Raw genomic sequence first — 19,998 nt, forward strand, 5'->3', positions numbered from 1 at the left:
GTGCTTGCTCCAGTGACGATCATGCAGACATCGACATCGCATTGAAACAGTTTCAGCAGTATTCACGCTTCACATCGGTCCCAACAATAATGGTCGCTTGGTCCTCTTACATATTTGGTCATCCGGTAGCGTTGTTGGCGCTTGCGGCGAAACTTGCCGGCATCACGTTTTGGAGTGCCGTTGTCGCGCGGCGAATTCCTGATCGGCTCACGTCGTGGCTGCAAGCTTGGCTCGGTGTTCAAGCGCTCGAAATATGCGCCCTTTTATTGCTTTCCGCCTTCAGTGCGCTGTCGCGAACGTCAGTGTGGGTGTGCATTTTGGCCCTCCTTGGATCAGGACTAATCGCGTACGCCGGGTGGGGTCACAAATTTGGACGACCATCCCTGAAGTCGGTCGGATGGTTCGCGCTCCTGGCGCTACCGTTAATTTTGTGGGCATTGCGATGCGTGATCATCCCCGACTTCACGAACGATGCGCAAGCTTATGGAACGGTGCGAATCGCTCTATGGATGAATTACAGATCGGTGTTCGTCCACATGCCAACGGAGATGGTCAACATCTTCGCCGACGAATGGAATGGTGAACTCAACGGACTGGTATACGCATTCGCGACCGGAAATATTCAAGGCTCGGTCATGGGTAACGCCGAGATCCTTATCCTTGCGACGATCGCGTCAATCTGGGCTGCACGCCGTTTTGGAGCAGGCGAGACGGGGTCGGCGCTTGTTGGCTTGCTGATGGCGACTTCGCCAGCTTTCGTAGGATTGGCAGCCGTAACAAAAGGCGACCTGTTGGCCTGCGTCGGGACAATGTTGGCTGTTGGTATGCTTGAGCGGCCCACGGCCAAATCCATTTGCTTCGCGGCAATCTGGTTTGCTCTCGCTGCTGGATCAAAAATAGCGGTCCTTCCCGGCGCCGCCATCATCCTGGGTTTTGTTCTCATCACGCGAGCCCGGCTGTTTTACGATCGGCGTCCACTCGCGATGCTTATCGCTGCAGGTGTGCCATCGGCTCTATTCATGGGCAGATTTGTGGCGAACACCATAAGCTACGGACACCCGTTTGTGCGAGTGAATGCTGAGGCCGCCGAGCCCGGCATAAATACGCTGATTGGCAACATGGCTTTGATCGGCGAGAGGTTTGTCGGTTTCTTTCCCGTATCGCCGATCGGGATCATGTACAGCACATCGCTCGCGGCTGGACTCGGAGTGTGCGGTTGGATCGCTGCCTTCGGAGCTGCGTCGGGACGGTTGCGTCTGCCCGGCACACATACCATGCTTGCATTGCTGTGCTCGGTATCCGTCGGAGCGACAGCGTTCTTGATCCCGCCGCGGCTTTGGGGGTTTCGCTACTTTCTGCCGTTCATTGCGCCACTTGCAGTAGCGGCGCTCGTCGCAGCTACGCAAGCAGCTGACATGCTTCCGAGGACATTCCGATCTCTGGCGATTGTCGTGGCAATAGGCGCGGCAGTCTTCGACTACGCCATGTGCTTCACCCCTGGGGATATCAGCAGCCCGCAGGACTTTAGGCACGCCATGAATGCGTCGATCAGAAAATCGCCCCTTGAACGCGCAATGATCCAATTTCCGACGTTAGTGGACGAGGCGAATCCCTATGCGCTCGGGTTAGATTCAGGAACGCCAAAAAAGATAGCCATTCTCAATGAAATCAGCTCGATGATCTTGGTTTTTCAGGGCTCAGGGGGTCAGAATCGGCTGTATCTAGCGGATACGACTGACGGGCTTAGATCAACCGCCTTGTCGCACCGCGTAGATTACGTCGTGCTCGCGCGCAGTCCAAACGGCTCCAAGCTCCATCCATTCGACATTCCCGGTTACAAATGGATTTGGAGCGGCAATGCATATGACATCGCGGCGCGCCGATGATCCGCGGAGCCAAAGTCTACGGTTCCGACCGGATGATCCAGATAGGCATAGGTGCTAGATACTGCGGCCGATAGTCGCTGCGAAGCGCGAAGACATCACTAAGCGCGGATTCCTGACTGACGTGATTCGATACGAAAAATGGCCGCATCAGTTCGCCTACTGATGCAGCCATTCCGATAACCAACACGACGGTCATCGCGAGCGAGATCGATCTTGACCCCTCGAGCACGGCCGGCACACAAAGGATTGATAAAACCGCCAATGCGGCCGTTACGCCGCGAATTGTGAGATCGTTCCCGAGCCCGACTTTAATAAATGGCATCAAGAAGAGGACAAGAGATGCGGCGATGAGATACGACCTATACTGTGGCCGCGACAGAGCCAGAACTATAAGCGGCGCAGCGATCTCCACCACAATAAACAACAAGTATGAGCGCGTGCTATAGCAATAGCCGGTCGGGGCACCACATGGGTAGTTCCATATAAATCCGTGTGGAATGTCGGTGGTACCAGCGGTCAAGTAGGCGAGGATTGGAAGACAAATTAGTGGGAATGCGGCCCATGTGCGCCAGTTCAGCGCGATCTCACGTAAGCCATGACTTCCAATGAGAAGCGCATAGAAGGGTATAAGTCCCAGCGCGGAAAGGGGCGACCAAAGCAGGCAGGCGGCCATCGCCACCCCCAAGACAGGAAGTACTGTGCAGCGGCCGGTCTGGCCGATGATCAGGGCAATCATGATCCATGCAGGCAATGCATGCTGCGGCACCCAAAAGAGGGAAACAGTGTTGGATGCATACTCAATCCAACTAGACCACCACTCGACGTGAAACCTCGGCCCTATTTGAATATGAGTGATTGCAGTGCCGATAATATCGGCTCCGCCATACAGGATAAAAATGATTGGGAAGACGAAAGCGGATCTACGGGTGTGAAAAAGTGCCGACACCAATTTGAAGAAGACCGTCACCCCTATCAACGACCATATCGACAGAAACAGATTTTGCGCATGCAATCCCGTAATCTTGAGAGCTAACGCGGGCATGATGTACCACGCTAAATAATAGCGTAAAACTTCAGGAGCAGGGCCTTGCGAATTGGTTATTGGAGGCCATTTTTTTGTCGCCAGTTCATTCAGAATAGCATAGTGCTTGATCCAGTCATCACCTTGAAATAATGGGCCGCCAGCACCTCCAAGCCACAACCACAACGCCGCGACCGCGACATAATAAAGGAAAAATTTGGCATCGCCCGTTCGGATGGACCACGAGGTATTCCAAACTGTGCTAACGATCGCGTAAAGAAGGATGCAGCATGCGGGGATCGCTATTTCGAAGCGAATAAAGGAAATAAAGAATACTAATACGGGTAAAAGCAAATATAAGATCGCAATTGCTTCTGATGGGGTACTCGCTTCTCGAAATGAAGGCCTTTTCCACCCGGAAACGGTCACGATACTTGGTTTCATTTTTTCGGTTTTAGCGTTGCAATACTATTTGAAGAATTCGTCAGATCAGCAGATGCTGCATTGTACCTGCGCCGAGCAGCTTGACATCGTACTGGCAATATGCGGGAAACAATGCTAGGTTGTGTCCCTGCAGCAGGTCGCCGGAACACTAGATGCTTATCTTTTGTAGAGGCTTTCTTATGCAATTGGCACAGCAAGAGTTGGATAGAATCGTCAAGGAGCCTTTCTCCGCTGGACGCTCTGCAGGACGCTTGATTTTCGACTTTGGTGTCATGGCGTCGACGCTAAAGCAGGATCAGCTCGAGTACCCAATTCTTGACTTCGGCGCCGGAACCGCTTGGGTTTCCGAGTTTTGCGCGCGCATGGGTCTAAAAACCGTGTCGTTTGATATTCACGGAGATCTAGAGGCGTGCGTCGCGAGTCGCATCAAGAGCGACCGCCGTATCGACCCAGGCTTGATGAGTTTCGTTCACGGCGACGGCCATGCTATGCCATTCGGCGCCGACGAATTCGGACACCTCCTCTGTTACGACACTTTGCATCATATGCACAGCTATCCGGGTGTCTTCGGCGAATTTTTCCGGGTACTGCGTAGCGGAGGGCGAGCCATCTTCGTGGAGCCTGGCGCACGGCACAGTCAATCCCCCGAAACCATCGCGTTCGTCGAACAGATGAAAAAGCACGACCCCGCGTGGATCGAACGAGACGTGGTTCTTGAAGAAATTGATGATGTGGCAAGAGCGGCGGGATTTGTGAATGGCCTAACAATCGTACCTATGCCACACCCTCTGGCGCTCCAAACCTACACACTACAAGCATGGTTGAGCTTCCGGTCTGGCGACGAGATCGAGCGCCTGCGGTTAACTGACCAACTCGCCGCCCTGAACTACTCGGACCGCGTCATTTTTTACGTTGACAAAACGGATTGACGTCCATCATTTGGCCGCCCCGGCCAATGACTCGATCTAGCCTCACCTCGGGAAGCCGCCGGTAAGTATCGGTCCATCGCGCGAGGTGCGCAAAAGCGGTCTACGCGCATGATCGGACGCCAGTAATTCGGCGGTTTGCAATAACACCAGATCGATCATGCGCACCTGAGTCGCGCGAAGTGAATGGCATGACTAAAGAACTCTGCCGGCATTTTTCGCATCACCGAAGGCACGCTGTTTCAACGACGACGTACTCGGTTGTCTTGCCATATTTCCTCTCGCATTTCGCGTCAATCTCCGGAGTGCGCCTCACCATCGCGTAAGTTGCGTCTACCGTGGGATCTGCTCCGTAAATCCATGTCGTCTGCTTCTCAGAAAAAGGTTGCTGGAACGCAGTCGTCGAAATTGCAAAGTTGATCATCGGAGGTAGCGCCTCGTCAGCCGACACTGTATTCCCCGGCTTGAAGCCGGGAAGCTCAAACTGTGCGACATGGTTCGCGTAGGCAATGGCACGGATCACGGGACTTACAGGCGTCTCGAATAGCGCCAAGACGTGAAACGACGCCAGCCCGGCAAGAACCGGCGCAACAAGCCATCCGAACGTCCAATGTCCCGGCTTGCGTCCCCCAACGAGCCGGATCGCGCTTAGTGTAGCGAGCGAGACGACGACGAACATGTGCTTCTTAACCGCGTAGGCTGAACCCGCATGGCCCAAATGAAGCGCACCGTACTGGAGCAACGCGAGCAAAACCGTCGCAATGCCCGCGCAGCCAAGCACAGTATCCACTCGATCGCGCGCCCTCCATAGCATCATGCAGCCGATGGCGCCGCAAGCCACGATGACTGGAAATACGTAGGAATACCCAAATTTTAGATAGCCGTCATTCTCCGCAGCCATTCGCATCGCACGGAACGACGGGTGAAATGCCAAGATCGCCACGGCCCCCGCCAGCAACGCCAGCAACGTGGCCAGGATACCGAACGGAAAGCGGTGAGTCGCTCGCCACGCCATGATCCCGGACCAAGCGATACAGGTGAGGCCGCAGGCGAGGATTTGCAGGGCAATCAGCGCGTGAATATACATCGCCGATGCGCCAATGAAGAACACCATTAGCGCCCGCTTCCACTCGCTTCTCAGATGGCACAGCATAAGCAGAGTCGCGAGGAGCACGACATCGCCGACGATCTGTGAGTAGAAGTAGTTGACCCGCACCTCCCACCCTATAAGCGAGTGAGTGCGAGCCAGCAGCACGAAGGCTATCGCGGCCAGCGCAACTTTTATCGGAGAATCCTTGCCGAGGAGCTCCAGCAAAAGTACATAGCACACATACACCGACACAACGGTGACCATCACAATCGCTACCAGCCCGGACCCACTGATCTTGCCGACAATTGCGCCCACCCAATGCGCGCCGTCTGGATAGACATCCATGATCCCCATCTGAGCTTCGGGGCGACGCATGCCGTGCTTCATCAATTCATCGACCAGCATGAAGTGCATGACATAGTCGCCACTCAATTCGAAGAAGCGCCCAAAGTGGCTGAGGAGCAAAGCGCAGCAAATTACGCTAGTAACGGCATAGAGAAATCGCTTGTGTATCATTTGCCGGCCGGAGAGCATACGGCGATAGCGTAGTCGCCAACCAGCAGAGTCGCGCGACGCAGCCTGCCCGATTCACGATATACGGTAACTGTCGCCCAGCTCGCCATTAATCATCTCCGCAACCTCCTCACCTTCCCGAATCGCATAGTTCGTCCCGCGATCCTCCGGATAAATCTGCGCCATCGTCGATATCAACGCATTGGAGAACGGAGTCTTCCGCCCCGGCACATACGAGGAGTAGTCCTTCTCCGTCACAGGCTGCGCATAGTCAGCACGCCACAGCCGGAACTCCTTGATCCACGACCGCTGCATTTCCGGGAACATGCGCTTCAGATGCTCAAGCGCGTAGGACAAGTATTTCTCATCGTCGTACTTCCACACAGGGTCCGCAGTCGCGATATAGCGCGACAGGAAGACGATATGGTTGCCTGCGTAGTTAGCGGGAGGATCGAAGTTCGTGTGCTCAATGACGCCGACGAACGGGAAGCCCGGGTCATTAACATTGAGCCAATAGGTATCCGACAAGCTCCGGTCCATTTCAAGAACCAGGCACATATTCCCCAGATAGTTCACGCGACGAAGCGACTTGGTCCAATCACCATTTGCAACCGGATCAAGAATATTGGCGATCACTGGAAACGCCGGCGTGAACAGATATTGACGGCCAACGACGTCTTCGCCATCAAGCTGCAGCGCTTCAATTTGGCCATTGGTCGCCTTGGCGCCGCGGACGCCCGTGTTATACCGAACTTCCCCACCGAGCTTGACGATTTCCTTCGACATCGCCTCCGCGAGCCGGCCAAATCCGCCGCGGAAATAGGCCAACTGCTCGCCACCGCTCTTATCGCGCGTGCTACCGCGCAAGACAAGTTTCTTCCAAAACCAGACAGCGTTGATCGCCTCGGCGAACACGGAGAATTTGGCATCAATCAACGGCTGCCAAACAACCCGGTAAACCGTTTTCCCGCAAAGCGGTTCGAGCCACTCACGAATCGTCAAGTGCTCGATGCTTCGCCAGTCTTTGATCTTCCGCACCTTGAACACAAGAAGACCCAGACGAATTCGATCAATCAACGACAATGGCGTGAACTTGAGCAGATCGAGCGGTGTCGACAACCGCCACATCTTTCCGCTGAAGTACATGCCTGTGCGCGAAGGCAGCGTCACAATCTCGCCCTCAAGACCAAGCTCCTTCACCAGTCGCGGAACATACTCGTCGTTGTTAAACCAATGATGATAGAACTTCTCGATCGTCACGCCATCGCGAAACTGAAACGTCCCTGCGAGGCCGCCTGGAGTGGCGTCCTTCTCAACAATCAATACCTTCCGGCCCGCTCGACTAAGAGCAAGTCCGGCAGTCAGGCCCGTAAAGCCGGCGCCCACAATCACGACGTCATATTGCTGATTCATCAAATTATCCGGTTCTTTAATCGGTATCTATTTGCGCGAGCCAGCGGAGAACAGCTTGGGATTCGCGAGGATCGCGATGCCGCCGGCAATCGTCGTTGGCAGCCAGAGAGACAGGTGCGCGAGCACAGCAAATGTGGCCGCCTGACCTTCGGTGCCCCCTAGTGCGCGCACTGCCGCGAACGCCGCAAGATGGAATGGACCTACATAGCCCGGCGACGAAGGTACTAACGTCGACAACGTGGCAACGGCCATCACGGTCAGTGCGGACGAATAGCCTGCGGGGATATCCAGTCCCTGGAAAATCGACCAGAACAAGCCTGCTTCTCCGGCCCATACGATCGCCGACAGCAGCAGTACTCGGCCCAACGTTCTCGCTTTTCCCATCATCCCCAGTTGTTCGACCAGTGACGCGGCAACCGCCAGTAGCTTTTCAACAAATTGAAGACGCGTATTGCTAAAGCGTCGCCCTAAGTAACCTAGCAACGAGACGATCAGTCGATTCCAGAAGACAACGACAATCAGCGCAACTGTCCCGCAGATCGCGATAGCCAATACGGTTGTGCCGACCCATTCGGGTAATCGCATGGGCGAAAAAACAAGTCCGAGCCCAAGAGCAAGCAACAGGGTCAACAAGTCGATCAGCCGCTCAAATACAAGGCTGGCGGTCGCGGTGACGCGCGTGACACCAATGGCAGCCGGGAAGACGAGAGCACGCACAAGATCGCCAGCACGCAGCGGCAGCACGTTATTCAGCGTAATGGATCCCAGAAACGGCGAAATGCATTGCCGCGTCCGGACCTGCGACCCCGCTGCGCGCAGCATGACCGCCCAGCGCTCGATGCGTACGCTGTAGTCGATCGCAAGGGAAAGCAATCCCATTGCCAGAAAATGCCATCGCATCTGGACAAGGGCGCTCTTCAAGGCCTCTACGTCTACCCGCCGAAACACGAGAACGAGGCACACGATCGAAATCGCTATGCCGACGACTTGGCGAAGCCACGATTTCCACGCCCCGGCACGCTTCGGACCCATGCTTGCAGACTCAACTACTGATTCTTTCTCTTCGTTCATTACCGCGTCCACGCTGCCCAGGGCGCTCGTCCAGCGTCCCAAAGCTGCTCGAGATGTCGCTTGTCACGCAGCGTGTCGCAAGGCTGCCAGAAACCGCTGTGAGTGTAAGCGGCCAATTGGCCGTCTCGTGCGAGGTTCTTGAGGGGATCCTGTTCCCAAGGCATCGAATCGCCGGACACATAGTCGATAGCCGGCGGCTCCACGATAAAGAATCCACCATTGATCCAGCCGATCTCGTCGCTCGGCTTTTCCTCAAAACTCAATACGTCGTTGTTCGCCGCCAGATTCAAAACGCCAAAACGTCCCGGGGGCTGCACGGCCGCAACGGTCACAAGGCGCCCCTGCTTTTTGTGAAACGCAATCTCGGCCGTCAAATCAATATCTGACAGACCGTCGCCGTACGTAAGACAGAAAGTCTCATTGCCGACGTACGGTGCAACGCGTTTCAAACGGCCACCGGTCATCGTCTCGGCACCGGTATCGACGAGCGTTACCTTCCAGTCCTCAGATTGCGTATTGAGAATTTCGTGAGCGCCTGTCTTGAGGTCGATTGAGAGATCCGCCGTATGTCGATAGTAATTGAAAAAGAACTCTTTAATTACGTAGCCCTTGTACCCAAGGCAGATCACAAACTCTTTGATCCCGTGATGTGCGTAGCTCTTCATGATGTGCCACAACAACGGTCGGCCACCGATTTCGACCATCGGCTTCGGCTTGTAATCCGACTCCTCCGCGATGCGCGTACCAAGCCCACCAGCAAGTATCACTGCTTTCATTGTGTCCTCAAGATTCTCAAAGTTTGATGTCTGCGGGCTCGAGATTTAACGTATCTTCGGCAATGGCCACCGGTTCCGCGCGCAAGATGAGATAGATACGCAGCAGATACTCGCCCAGGATGCCCAAAAGCAGAGACTGAAACCCGATGCCAAACAGCACAAGGATGTGGATGCTCGCCAGTCCGCGCGGAAGCTCGGGATGGAACGCGCGTAGGAATATGTAGTAAATCGCCCCAAGCGCGGACAAACCGAGCAGAAACAGCCCACCATACGTTGCGAGCCTGAGCGGCAACACAGAATGGTTGAACACCCCTACGAGTCCCAGCCTGATCAGTTGCCCGACGCCAAACTTGCTGGAGCCAGCGACACGCGCGGCTCTCTCGTACGGCACGCCGATCTGCCTGAATCCCATACCGGCGATCAAACCTCTAAGGTAAGGGTTCGACGACTTGTAACGCTGCAAAGCGTCAATGACCTTCCGATCGACGAGTCGAAAATCCCCCGCATCTCGCGGGATCGGATGATCGCTGAGCTTGTCCATCACCCAGTAGCCAACCTTTCGAAACGCATTGATCAAAGGTCCTTCAGGACGCTTTTCTCTTACACCATAGACGACGTGATATCCCTCTTTCCAGAGAGCGAAGAACTTTTCTAGTAATTCAGGAGGATCTTGCAGATCGGCATCAATCTGCATCACGGCATCGCCGCGCGCGTGCATGTAGTTCGCAAGAATCGATCGTTGAAAACCGACGTTCTTTGAAAACCGGATGGCTCGGACCCGCGGGTCCGAATTGGCCAACTGTGCCAACTTCTCCCACGTCGAATCGGTCGAATGGTTATCTGTAAACAGGAATTCCAACCTGCAACGGTTGACCATCGTCTCGGCTAGCCGCGCGAGACGTGCATACAGTGCGTCGAGGTTATCGGCCTCGTTCAGCACCGGCACTGAAATGGAAATAAGTGGGAGGTCTCGCCCAGAGTCCATCGGATTGAAGGTTTTCATATGGTCAGTTGAGCACCAGCCTTTCAAGTGCTCCAGTTATCCCCTGTTCGAGCGAATAAGCCGCTCGCCATCCGGTCGCTCGCTGGATGCGGCCGGGATCGCCCACCACCATCGGCAAATCATCCGGGCGGAGAGGTAACGCGCCAAATCGCAATAGCGATTCGTCCACTCGTAGAACGCGAGCAACCGTGCGCGCGAATTCAGCTACGGGCGTTCCAATACCCGTCGACACGTTATAGGCCCCCGTCGCCATGCGACCGTCGATCAATGCCTGCGCTGCCAGAACGAGAGCATCACAAGCGTCATCCACGTAAACGAAATCTCGCACCTGAGTGCCCAGCGATAGATCCACGGACTCACGCCGCGCGAGCTTCGATGCCAAAGAGGGCAATAACCGATGCGCAGCTTCATTGGCGCCGTAAATGTTGAAAGCCCGAAGCAGTGCCACCGGCAATTGGTGCTGAACGCCGGTAGCCAGTGCAACCAACCCGCCTGCCGCCTTCGTCGCACCATAAATACGTTGCGTCTCGAGCGCCATGCTCTCGTCGAGCATTGTGACTGCTTGAGCGGCGTACTCGGCGCTGCTGCCCATTAGCACCACGGCCTTAGCTCCATGTGCTTTTGCAGCGGTGACCACGTCGACGGGAAGCAGCGTGTTCACGCGGACCAGTTCGGAAAGGTCGCGGTCGGAAGGATGCACACCAGCAGCGGCGAGGTGATAGACAATCGTCACGCCGTGCCTGGACATCACGCCGTTAAACTCAGACAGGTCCAGGCGCGGCACGACGACGTTTTCGACGCCGTCTATCGGACATGGGCGACGGCCAATCGCGACAACCTCGACGCCCGACCCGATCAGCTTGCGCGCGACGTTGGTGCCGATGAAACCAGCTCCGCCAGTCAACAACACCTTCACGCAGACTCTCCTCGCAATCCGGCTCGCCATGCGTCGAGTTGGTTCAGGCACAGCTCACGCGCGCTATGCTCGCGTGCATAAAAAGCTCTGTACCACGATGCGGTTTCTTGAACGACGCGCTCCGTGTCCCATGGAGTCGTCCAGCCCAACGCATTGCGCGCCAACGAGCTGTCGAGCGCCAACGCAACCGCCTCGGGAAGGGGGTTGTCCTGGTAATTGAGGGTCGGTCTTTGCCAATGCTTTGACAGTATCTCAAGCACTTCCCGCACGCTAAACGAACGGGTATCGTGAGGCCCCAGGTTCCATGCACGAGAAAAGCTTGCACGATCGCGCTCGAGGCCTGCAAGCAACATCAGGTATCCCTGAACCAATGCAAGCACATGTTGCCAGGGACGCGTCGCGTCGGGATAACGAAGCGTCATCGAACCGTCGCTGACTACTGCTCGGACAAAATCGGGAATCAAGCGGTCCTCGGACCAGTCACCGCCACCGATAATGTTGCCCCCGCGTGCGGTCGCAATTCCCAACGGATGATCAGGGTTCGAGCCATACGAAAGGCGATAACTGTCGATCACCATCTCCGCCGCTGCCTTCGAGGCGCTGTACGGATCTTTGCCGCCCAAGGGATCGTTTTCCCGGTACGACCATTCCCACTCGTTGTTCTTGTAGACCTTATCCGTCGTCACGCATACGACAGAGCGGCAGCTCGCAACCTCACGCGCTGCCTCCAGCACATGCGCGGTGCCCATTACATTGGCGGCGAAGGTCGCCACCGGCTCGCGATACGAGCGGCGAACCAAAGGTTGTGCAGCGAGATGCAACACCACTTCAGGTTGGAATTGGGCAAAGCATCGCTTCACAGCAGCCAGATCACCGATATCTCCCTCTGTGCCCGCGATGTCGTTGGACAAACCCGCTTCGATATAGAGCGATGGTGTCGTTTCGGGCGGAAGCGAAAAACCGGCAACATCAGCACCGAGCGACTTCAACCATAAGCACGCCCAGCTACCGGTAAATCCGGTATGTCCAGTTACCAGGATTCGCCTTCCTGAAAGCACACTCTCAAACGCCAGCAAGTTTGACCCACTCAAATGGTTTCTCCCTACACACGAGTTCAGCAGATTCGCGTTGTTTAAATAATCGTGATCCACGTGCCCTGCGATAGCGTCGACCGCCACCATGGCGCAATGCGTGAGCGGCGACCGCGTGAAAATCCAGCAGCGATCGCACCGTATGTGAAAACGCTTGAAATGTGCGCAGTATACCTGCGCGTGCAAGTGACCCCAGCATTTTACCCGTACGGCGCCAGCGTCCAAATCAGGTGACGTTACTATGACCAATCAGAATTGGGCCTATCAGGGAAATGTTACAATTATGTCTTTGATTCGGCGCCCGCATCTGGCTCGTTGTCCGGCCCGTCCCGGCTTTCCGGACCGGATTTTGCTCGATGCAATAAGCAATGAAACGCCGCGCAATCCCGATGCCCGACAAAGAAGCTGTACGCTCGAACAATGAACCCATCCCCCCTCACCCATTCATCAAAGATTTACGTCAGCGGCCACGGCGGAATGGTCGGGTCAGCGCTCGTGCGCCGCTTGCAACGGGGCGGTTACACCAACATTTTGACGGCCACGCGCGCCGAGCTTGATCTCACCGATCAAATGGCGGTGCACCGCTTCATGAAGCAGGAGAAACCCGAATACATCTTTCTCGCGGCTGCCAAAGTCGGCGGCATCTACGCGAACAACACGTATCCGGGTGAATTCATCTTCCAGAATCTCGCCATCCAGAACAACGTAATCCACTCGGCCTACGAGGCCGGCGTCCAACGGCTGCTGTTTCTCGGCTCGTCATGCATCTACCCGCGCCAGTGCCCGCAACCGATCCGCGAGGACTATCTGCTGACCGGTCCGCTTGAACCGACCAATCAGCCGTACGCAATCGCGAAGATCGCCGGCATCGAACTTTGCGATTCGTACAACCGTCAGTACGGCACGCGGTACGCCAGTGCGATGCCGACCAACCTCTACGGTCCGAACGACAACTACGATCTCGCCACCAGTCACGTGTTGCCGGCACTGATTCGTAAGGCTCACGAAGCGAAGCTGCGCGAGGACCCGGAACTCGTCGTGTGGGGCACAGGCACGCCGCGTCGCGAGTTTCTGCATGTCGACGACATGGCCGATGCTTGCGTGTTCCTCATGGAGTCCGGCGTCAACTCCGGCCTCTTCAATATCGGCATGGGCACCGACGTCACGATCCGCGAACTGGCGGAAACCGTCGTCTACGTGGTCGGCTTCGAGGGCAAACTCACGTTCGATACGAGCAAGCCGGACGGAACACCTCGCAAGCTGCTGTCGGTCGACAAGGTAAAGTCGCTGGGCTGGCAGGCGAAAACGCCACTTGCCGAAGGCATCCGGCTTACGTATCAAAGCTTCCTGAACGGCGAAACACGCGGCGAAACACGCAGCCAAACACGCGTGGAAAAACGGTAAGCACCATGACCGAACGGAAACCCCTCGTCACCGTCGTCGTCCCGTCCTTCAACCAGGGACGCTATCTGGACGAAGCGCTGCAATCGATCGCAGCGCAAAAAGTCGCAACCGAAATCTTCGTGATGGACGGCGGCTCAACCGACGAGTCGCTCTCCATCATCCACAAATGGGAGTCGCGTCTGGCCGGCTGGCGCAGCCACAAGGACGACGGCCAGGCAGCCGCCATCAACGAAGGCATCGCCCGCGGCAGCGCGCCCTACGTCTGCTGGCTCAATAGCGACGACCTGTTCCTTCCGGGCGGCCTGGACAAGCTCGTCGACGCGATGGAGCGTCACGCCGCATGGCCCGCGGCCTACGGCAAGGCATGGCACCTTGACGACAAAAGCGGCCGGCGCACGGCCGCATGGGTCGAGCCGTTCAGCGTGCGCCGCATGGCCGTGCGTTGCACGATCACGCAGCCCGCATCGATCATCCGTCGCACCGCGTGGACGGCCGTCGACGGGCTCGACGTCTCGCTGAAGATGGCCCTCGACTACGACCTCTGGTGGCGTCTCTATCGCCACGGCGGCCCGCTCGGTTTTGTCGACGACGAAGTCGCGATCAACCGTAACCACGACGAGACGAAGACCCGCATCCACCGCCGCCTCCACTACAAGGAAGCCATGGAGACGGTGCGACGCCATCACGGGCATGTCCCGCTCAAATGGTGGCTGGCCCAACCCTATGCCGTCTGGTGGAAGACCCTGATCCGATAGCATGCGCGTTCTTCATTTTTTCAAAACCTATAAGCCCGATACGATGGGCGGCGTGGAACAACTGATCGGGGAAATCTGCAGCGGCTCGGCAGCGCGGGGCGTGCCGAGCGATGTGCTAACCGTCAGCCGGAACACGACGACCGTCGACCTCGGCGATCACCTGCACTATCGCGCGCGGCTCGACTTCCAGATCGCGTCGTCGTCGTTCTCGCTCGCGTCGCTGTCTCGCCTGAAAGAGCTGTCCGCGCAGGCCGACGTCATCCACTATCACTTTCCGTGGCCGTTCATGGACATGGCGCACTTTCTGACGCGCATGGACAAGCCCACGGTGGTCACGTATCACTCGGACATCGTTCGACAGAAAAACCTGCTGCGCTTCTACCGGCCATTGATGATGCGTTTTCTCGGCAGCGTGACGCGCATTGTCGCGACCTCGCCGAACTACGTTCAGACAAGCCCGGTTTTGCAGCACTTCGCGGACAAGGTGGAAGTGATTCCGATCGGGTTGAACGAGCAGGCTTACCCGGCGGCAAGTGAAGCAAAGCTCGCGGAATGGCGCGGGCGTGTCGGCTCGAAGTTTCTGCTGTTCGTCGGCATGCTGCGCTACTACAAGGGGCTTCACGTGCTGCTCGACGCACTGAAGGGCTCCGACTACGACGTCGTCATTCTGGGCGGCGGGCCGCTCGAAGCCGAGCTCAAGGCGCAGGCCGAATCGCTCTCGCTGCGGCATGTGCGTTTCGTCGGCGCGCTGCCCGACGAAGACAAATTCGCGCTGCTCACGCTGTGTCATAGCCTCGTTTTTCCGTCGCATCTGCGCTCGGAAGCGTTCGGCATCTCGCTGCTCGAAGGCGCGATGTACGGCAAGCCGCTTATCTCGTGCGAGATCGGCACCGGCACGTCGTACGTCAATGTCGCGAACGAAACAGGTCTCGTCGTGCCGCCGGAAAATCCCGCCGCGTTGCGCGAGGCCATCGACCGCATCTGGAATGACGAGGCGCTGGCGCAAAGGCTGGGCGCCGGTGCGCGGGCGCGCTTCCGCGAGATGTTTACCGCCGACAAGATGGCGGATGCGTATGTCGATCTGTATCGGCGTGTCGCGGCTGAACGCCGCTGAAACTGAAACCGCTTCGATCGGCTCAGGCTGTCTCGAGGCAAAGCGCGAGTGCGTCGCGCCAGTCCGGCGCACGCAGGCCGAAGATCGCCGCGAACTTGTCGTTCGATAGCCGCGAGTTCGTCGGACGCTTGGCGGGAACGGGATACTCGGACGCCGCAATCGGTGTGACTTTCGGCTTCGCGTCGAGCCGCGCAAGCTCGAAAATCGCTTCCGCAAAACCGCACCACGATGTCGAGCCCGATGCGGTCAGGTGGTATGTGCCGGATCGCTCAGTCCACCATTGCCGCGGATCCTCGGCACCGAATCCTTGCGCGACAACCTGCGCCGTCATCGACGCAATGGTTGCGCACCAGGTCGGCGCGCCGTACTGGTCCGCGACAATGCGCAGTTCGGGCCGCTCCGCCGCGAGGCGCAGCATGGTCAGCAGAAAGTTCTTGCCGCGCCGGCCGTAGACCCAACTCGTGCGTAACACGAGATGCGCGCCGCCCACTTCCTCGATCGCGCGTTCCCCCGCCAGCTTGCTTTTGCCGTATTCGTTCTGCGGATTCGTCGCATCGTCTTCGACGTAGGCACCTTCTTTTGCGCCGTCGAACACATAGTCCGTCGAGTAGTGAATAAGCGGCGCGCCAAGCGCCTTCGCTTCCTCCGCCAGCACGCCCGGCGCGATTGCGTTGATCCGGTGTGCGCCCTCCGGATCGGACTCGGCTTGATCCACCGCTGTGTACGCGGCGGGATTCACGATAAGCGCGGGCTTCACGTCGCGCACAACCGATCGAATCTGATCGGGGTTGGCGAGATCGAGTGCGTGACGATCGACTGCGACCAGCGTGCCCAGACCCTGCAGCGATCGCAGCAGCGAATAACCAACCTGCCCGTTCGTGCCCGTCACAAGAATCGTTCGATGCGTCGTCGAATCAGTCATGGCAGGCCTCAGGCGTACAGATCCGCTTCGCTCAGGCTCTTGCCGGCCTTATCCTTCTCCGCCATCACCGGCTCGCCTTCGATCGGCCATTGAATTCCCACACCCGGATCATTCCAGCGCAAGCACCGCTCATGTTCGGGATACCAATAATCGGTCGTCTTGTAGAGAAAGTCCGCCGTCTCCGACAGCACCAGAAACCCATGCGCAAACCCGGCCGGCACCCACAACTGCCGATGGTTCTCCGCACTCAGATGCAGGCCCATCCACTTGCCGAAATTCGGCGAACGTTTGCGCATATCGACGACAACATCGAACACTTCGCCCGCCACTACGCGCACCAGCTTTCCCTGCGCATGCTCGATCTGATAGTGCATGCCGCGCAGCACGCCTTTCGCCGAGCGCGAGTGGTTGTCCTGAACAAAGCGGGCCTCGACGCCCACCTTCTCCACAAACTCGCGCTCATTGAAACTTTCGAGAAAAAACCCGCGCGCGTCACCGAACACCTTCGGCTCGATGAGCTTGACCTCAGGCAGCGCAGTCGCCGTCACCGTAATTGCCATACCACCTTGTCCGTCAGAATGTTTTTCAGGTAACGCCCGTAGTCGTTCTTCGCCAGCGGCTCGGCCAGCTTCAACACCTGTTCCGCGTCGATCCAGCCGTACCGGTACGCGATCTCTTCCGGGCACGCCACCACGAGGCCCTGGCGTTTCTGCAAGGTCGCGATAAACGTGGCCGCATCGATCAGCGAATCGTGCGTGCCCGTATCGAGCCACGCAAAGCCGCGCCCCATGATCTCGACCTGCAGCTTGCCCGCTTGCAGATAGCGCGTATTGACGTCGGTAATCTCGTACTCGCCGCGCGCCGATGGCTTGATCCCGGCGGCGATATCGCACACATCCGGGTCGTAGAAATAAAGCCCCGTCACCGCATACGACGAACGCGGTTCCGCCGGCTTTTCCTCGATCGACACCGCGCGCATCTTGTCGTCGAACTCGACCACGCCATAACGCTGCGGATCGTTCACGTGATACGCGAACACGGTCGCACAATCGGTGCGGTCATTCGCTTCGCGCAGTTGCCGCGCGAGATCGTGGCCATGAAAAATGTTGTCGCCGAGAATCAGCGCACACGGATCGCCGGCGATAAACTCGCGGCCGATCACGAACGCCTGCGCGAGCCCATCCGGCGACGGCTGCACCGCGTATTGCAGCGACATCCCCCAGCGGCTGCCGTCGCCGAGCATCGCTTCAAAGCGCGGCGTGTCCTGCGGCGTCGAGATGATCAGCACCTCGCGTATGCCGGCCAGCATCAATGTGGACAGCGGATAGTAGATCATCGGCTTGTCGTACACCGGCAGCAGTTGCTTTGAGATCGCATGCGTGATCGGGTACAGCCGCGTACCCGAACCGCCCGCGAGAATGATTCCCTTGCGTGCCATTCGCCTTCCTTTTTATACGCTGCCCGCGTAGTGCGTTTCCATCCAGTGACGATAACTGCCGCTCGTGACACCGGCAATCCACTCCGGATGCTCGAGATACCAGAGCACGGTTTTGCGGATGCCCGTATCGAACGTCTCGGCGGGACGCCAGCCGAGTTCGCGCTCGATCAGCGTCGCGTCGATCGCATATCGGCGATCGTGGCCCGGCCGGTCCTTCACGAATTCGATCTGCGCCGCGTACGACGCACCCCACGCCGACGGCCGCAACGCGTCGAGCGTACGGCACAGCGTATGCACGACGTCAATATTCGCCTGCTCGTTCCATCCGCCGATGTTGTATGTCCCGCCCGGCACGCCTCGTTGCAGCACGGTGCGAATCGCCGCGCAATGATCGGTGACGTAGAGCCAGTCGCGCACGTTCTTGCCGTCGCCATACACGGGCAGCTTCTTGCCGGCGAGCGCGTTGATGATCGTGAGCGGAATCAGCTTCTCGGGAAACTGATACGGACCGTAGTTGTTCGAGCAGTTCGTAGTAAGCGTCGGAAGACCGTATGTGTGGTGGTACGCGCGTACGAAATGATCGGAGGCCGCCTTGCTCGCCGAATACGGGCTGTTCGGCGCGTACGGCGTTTGCTCGTTGAAAGCCGGATCGGTCGGGTTGAGCGAACCGAACACTTCGTCGGTCGAGACATGCAGGAAGCGGAACGCGGCTTTCTCGTCGCCGGCAAGTCCGCTCCAGTACGCGCGCGCGGCTTCGAGCAGCGTGAAGGTACCGACCACGTTCGTTTGCACGAACTCATCGGGCGCGTTGATCGACCGGTCGACGTGACTCTCCGCCGCGAAATGCAGAATCGCGCGCGGCCGATGGGCGCCGAACAGCGCGTCGATTGCCGCGCGGTCGCAGATATCGGCCTGACAGAAAATATGCCGTGCATCGCCCGACAGCGGCGCAAGCGTTTCTGCGTTGCCCGCGTACGTCAGCTTGTCGACGTTGACGATCGGCTCGTCGCTTTCGCGCAGCCAGTCCAGCACGAAATTGGCGCCGATAAAGCCCGCCCCGCCGGTCACGATGATCATGCTATTTCCTCTTTATCACGGCACGCGCTGTTCAATAAATGGAACGCGCGGCACGCGGGTCTGCTTCCCGACGACGTGTCTGGCTGTGGCGCTATTTATATCGCTGACCACTGAGCCGCCTATTTAGCGGTCGAATTGGCCAACTTCATGCATCGGCTTATAGCGCCCCCGTAAAACCAGCTATTATGTCACGCGATATTGTGCAGTCGACGCCGATGCCCGAACGATCGTGCCGCCGGTTGTTTTATCACTGCCGGGACGCTCACCAACACACTCGAAATGACCACTTCCACGAGGCCCGCTCCCCTCGCCTTCGGCGACCTGCAAGGCTGCCATAACGAATTCCGGCGCCTGCTCGCGAAAGCCGCGCCGTCGGACGACACGCCGCTGTGGTTCGCGGGCGACATCGTCAACCGCGGTCCCGGCTCGCTCGCAACACTGCGCGAACTGATCGCGCTCGGCGACCGCGCGGTCACCGTGCTCGGCAATCACGACCTGCATCTGCTGTCGGTCTCGGCAGGCATCCGCAAGTCGAAGAAAGGCGACACGCTCGATGACATCCTGTCGGCGCCCGATGCAAAAGACCTGCTCGACTGGGTCCGCCATCGTCCGATCGCGCATTTCGACGAAGGCATGCTGCTCGTGCATGCCGGCGTGCCGCCGCAATGGGACACGACGCTTACGCTCGAACTCGCGGACGAACTGCAGCGCGCGCTGCGCGGGCCGAACTGGAAAGAAACGCTCGCAGGCCTCTACGGCAACGAGCCGAACCGCTGGAAGCCGAGCCTCAAGGGCATCGACCGTCTGCGCGTGACCTGCACCGCGCTCACGCGCATGCGCTTTTGCAACGCGGACGGCGCAATGGATTTCACGTCGAGCGGCGGCCTCGGTTCGGCGCCGTCGGGCTTTATGCCGTGGTTCGATGTGCCGTCGCGGCGCACGGCCGACGTCACGGTCGTATTCGGCCATTGGGCCGCGCTCGGCCTGCTGGTACGCGACAACGTGATCGGGCTCGATTCGGGCTGCGTGTGGGGCAACCAGCTTTCCGCGGTAAGGCTTACGCGCGAACCGGCAGGACGCACGGTGACGCAGATGGATTGCTCAGGCTGTCGCGCTTCCGCTGACGTCGAATAAGCAT

Annotated in this window: 18 protein-coding genes; 6 read left to right on the forward strand and 12 right to left on the reverse strand. The window is 58.0% G+C overall.

What is annotated here, in order from left to right; translation table 11 throughout:
• The first annotated feature begins 41 nt into the window (after positions 1–41).
• Complete coding sequence (locus KZJ38_RS16215) at positions 42–1,886, forward strand: hypothetical protein (protein WP_219797161.1); 1,845 nt, start codon at positions 42–44, stop codon at positions 1,884–1,886.
• A 16-nt stretch (positions 1,887–1,902) separates the two neighbouring features.
• Here KZJ38_RS16215 and KZJ38_RS16220 read toward each other — a convergent pair whose 3' ends face one another.
• A complete protein-coding gene (locus tag KZJ38_RS16220) occupies positions 1,903–3,351 on the reverse strand; it encodes a hypothetical protein (protein ID WP_219797162.1) in 1,449 nt (482 codons plus the stop codon).
• Positions 3,352–3,530: 179 nt separating this feature from the next.
• Here KZJ38_RS16220 and KZJ38_RS16225 point away from each other — a divergent pair, with 179 nt between their 5' ends.
• Positions 3,531–4,280, forward strand: a complete 750-nt coding sequence (locus KZJ38_RS16225) for a class I SAM-dependent methyltransferase (RefSeq protein WP_219797164.1) — start codon at positions 3,531–3,533, stop codon at positions 4,278–4,280.
• A gap of 220 nt (positions 4,281–4,500) precedes the next feature.
• Here the strand turns inward: KZJ38_RS16225 and KZJ38_RS16230 are convergent, their stop codons facing one another.
• From KZJ38_RS16230 to rfbG, 7 genes are all read right to left on the reverse strand, one after another.
• Positions 4,501–5,781 (reverse strand): hypothetical protein, encoded by a 1,281-nt coding sequence (locus KZJ38_RS16230; protein ID WP_219797166.1) that lies wholly within the window; start codon positions 5,779–5,781, stop codon positions 4,501–4,503.
• 174 nt (positions 5,782–5,955) lie between these two features.
• Positions 5,956–7,293, reverse strand: a complete 1,338-nt coding sequence (locus tag KZJ38_RS16235; RefSeq protein ID WP_219797168.1) for an NAD(P)/FAD-dependent oxidoreductase — start codon at positions 7,291–7,293, stop codon at positions 5,956–5,958.
• Positions 7,294–7,320: 27 nt separating this feature from the next.
• Entirely contained in the window at positions 7,321–8,364 is a 1,044-nt protein-coding gene (locus KZJ38_RS16240) for a lysylphosphatidylglycerol synthase transmembrane domain-containing protein (RefSeq protein ID WP_219797170.1), read from the reverse strand.
• On the reverse strand, positions 8,364–9,140 hold the full coding sequence (rfbF, locus tag KZJ38_RS16245) for a glucose-1-phosphate cytidylyltransferase (protein WP_219797172.1): 777 nt from the start codon (positions 9,138–9,140) through the stop codon (positions 8,364–8,366). The genes KZJ38_RS16240 and rfbF overlap by 1 nt, the downstream gene beginning before the upstream one ends.
• A 16-nt stretch (positions 9,141–9,156) precedes the next feature.
• Positions 9,157–10,143, reverse strand: coding sequence for a glycosyltransferase family 2 protein (locus tag KZJ38_RS16250; protein ID WP_246641502.1), 987 nt, complete (start codon positions 10,141–10,143; stop codon positions 9,157–9,159).
• 4 nt (positions 10,144–10,147) lie between these two features.
• Positions 10,148–11,059, reverse strand: a complete 912-nt coding sequence (locus KZJ38_RS16255; RefSeq protein ID WP_219797174.1) for an NAD-dependent epimerase/dehydratase family protein — start codon at positions 11,057–11,059, stop codon at positions 10,148–10,150.
• The gene (gene rfbG / locus KZJ38_RS16260; RefSeq protein ID WP_219797175.1) at positions 11,056–12,240 is read right to left on the reverse strand and encodes a CDP-glucose 4,6-dehydratase; all 1,185 of its coding nucleotides are present in this window, start codon (positions 12,238–12,240) and stop codon (positions 11,056–11,058) included. Before rfbG ends, KZJ38_RS16255 begins: the two co-directional genes overlap by 4 nt.
• A gap of 330 nt (positions 12,241–12,570) precedes the next feature.
• Here rfbG and fcl point away from each other — a divergent pair, with 330 nt between their 5' ends.
• The 3 genes from fcl to KZJ38_RS16275 are packed head-to-tail and all read left to right on the forward strand — an operon-like array spanning position 12,571 to position 15,423.
• Positions 12,571–13,554, forward strand: a complete 984-nt coding sequence (gene fcl / locus KZJ38_RS16265; protein ID WP_219797177.1) for a GDP-L-fucose synthase — start codon at positions 12,571–12,573, stop codon at positions 13,552–13,554.
• 5 nt (positions 13,555–13,559) lie between these two features.
• Positions 13,560–14,309, forward strand: coding sequence for a glycosyltransferase family 2 protein (locus KZJ38_RS16270; RefSeq protein WP_219797179.1), 750 nt, complete (start codon positions 13,560–13,562; stop codon positions 14,307–14,309).
• A gap of 1 nt (position 14,310) precedes the next feature.
• Positions 14,311–15,423, forward strand: coding sequence for a glycosyltransferase family 4 protein (locus KZJ38_RS16275; protein WP_219797180.1), 1,113 nt, complete (start codon positions 14,311–14,313; stop codon positions 15,421–15,423).
• Between the two features lie 22 nt (positions 15,424–15,445).
• Here KZJ38_RS16275 and rfbD read toward each other — a convergent pair whose 3' ends face one another.
• The 4 genes from rfbD to rfbB are packed head-to-tail and all read right to left on the reverse strand — an operon-like array spanning position 15,446 to position 18,860.
• Positions 15,446–16,345 carry a dTDP-4-dehydrorhamnose reductase gene (gene rfbD / locus KZJ38_RS16280; protein ID WP_219797182.1) on the reverse strand — a complete coding sequence of 300 codons (900 nt, stop codon included), beginning with the start codon at positions 16,343–16,345 and terminating at the stop codon, positions 15,446–15,448.
• Positions 16,346–16,353: 8 nt separating this feature from the next.
• Positions 16,354–16,905 carry a dTDP-4-dehydrorhamnose 3,5-epimerase gene (gene rfbC, locus KZJ38_RS16285; protein ID WP_219797184.1) on the reverse strand — a complete coding sequence of 184 codons (552 nt, stop codon included), beginning with the start codon at positions 16,903–16,905 and terminating at the stop codon, positions 16,354–16,356.
• Positions 16,890–17,783: a glucose-1-phosphate thymidylyltransferase RfbA gene (gene rfbA, locus KZJ38_RS16290; protein WP_219797186.1), complete on the reverse strand. Its 894-nt coding sequence runs from the start codon at positions 17,781–17,783 to the stop codon at positions 16,890–16,892. The genes rfbC and rfbA overlap by 16 nt, the downstream gene beginning before the upstream one ends.
• A gap of 12 nt (positions 17,784–17,795) precedes the next feature.
• On the reverse strand, positions 17,796–18,860 hold the full coding sequence (rfbB, locus tag KZJ38_RS16295; protein ID WP_219797187.1) for a dTDP-glucose 4,6-dehydratase: 1,065 nt from the start codon (positions 18,858–18,860) through the stop codon (positions 17,796–17,798).
• 279 nt (positions 18,861–19,139) lie between these two features.
• On the opposite strand from rfbB, the gene KZJ38_RS16300 reads away from it, so the two are divergent.
• Positions 19,140–19,994 (forward strand): symmetrical bis(5'-nucleosyl)-tetraphosphatase, encoded by an 855-nt coding sequence (locus tag KZJ38_RS16300; RefSeq protein ID WP_219797189.1) that lies wholly within the window; start codon positions 19,140–19,142, stop codon positions 19,992–19,994.
• Positions 19,995–19,998 lie beyond the last annotated feature (4 nt).

The organism is Paraburkholderia edwinii, from assembly GCF_019428685.1.
Taxonomy (GTDB): domain Bacteria; phylum Pseudomonadota; class Gammaproteobacteria; order Burkholderiales; family Burkholderiaceae; genus Paraburkholderia; species Paraburkholderia edwinii.

Coding starts and splice junctions, on each gene's coding strand:
- KZJ38_RS16220 (WP_219797162.1), bottom strand. CDS start 3,351: ATGAAACCAAGTATCGTGACCGTTTCCGGGTGGAAAAGGCCTTCATTT.
- KZJ38_RS16225 (WP_219797164.1), top strand. CDS start 3,531: ATGCAATTGGCACAGCAAGAGTTGGATAGAATCGTCAAGGAGCCTTTC.
- KZJ38_RS16230 (WP_219797166.1), bottom strand. CDS start 5,781: ATGCACTTCATGCTGGTCGATGAATTGATGAAGCACGGCATGCGTCGC.
- KZJ38_RS16235 (WP_219797168.1), bottom strand. CDS start 7,293: ATGAATCAGCAATATGACGTCGTGATTGTGGGCGCCGGCTTTACGGGC.
- KZJ38_RS16240 (WP_219797170.1), bottom strand. CDS start 8,364: ATGAACGAAGAGAAAGAATCAGTAGTTGAGTCTGCAAGCATGGGTCCG.
- rfbF (WP_219797172.1), bottom strand. CDS start 9,140: ATGAAAGCAGTGATACTTGCTGGTGGGCTTGGTACGCGCATCGCGGAG.
- KZJ38_RS16250 (WP_246641502.1), bottom strand. CDS start 10,143: ATGAAAACCTTCAATCCGATGGACTCTGGGCGAGACCTCCCACTTATT.
- rfbG (WP_219797175.1), bottom strand. CDS start 12,240: ATGGTGGCGGTCGACGCTATCGCAGGGCACGTGGATCACGATTATTTA.
- fcl (WP_219797177.1), top strand. CDS start 12,571: ATGAACCCATCCCCCCTCACCCATTCATCAAAGATTTACGTCAGCGGC.
- KZJ38_RS16270 (WP_219797179.1), top strand. CDS start 13,560: ATGACCGAACGGAAACCCCTCGTCACCGTCGTCGTCCCGTCCTTCAAC.
- KZJ38_RS16275 (WP_219797180.1), top strand. CDS start 14,311: ATGCGCGTTCTTCATTTTTTCAAAACCTATAAGCCCGATACGATGGGC.
- rfbD (WP_219797182.1), bottom strand. CDS start 16,345: ATGACTGATTCGACGACGCATCGAACGATTCTTGTGACGGGCACGAAC.
- rfbC (WP_219797184.1), bottom strand. CDS start 16,905: ATGGCAATTACGGTGACGGCGACTGCGCTGCCTGAGGTCAAGCTCATC.
- rfbA (WP_219797186.1), bottom strand. CDS start 17,783: ATGGCACGCAAGGGAATCATTCTCGCGGGCGGTTCGGGTACGCGGCTG.
- rfbB (WP_219797187.1), bottom strand. CDS start 18,860: ATGATCATCGTGACCGGCGGGGCGGGCTTTATCGGCGCCAATTTCGTG.
- KZJ38_RS16300 (WP_219797189.1), top strand. CDS start 19,140: ATGACCACTTCCACGAGGCCCGCTCCCCTCGCCTTCGGCGACCTGCAA.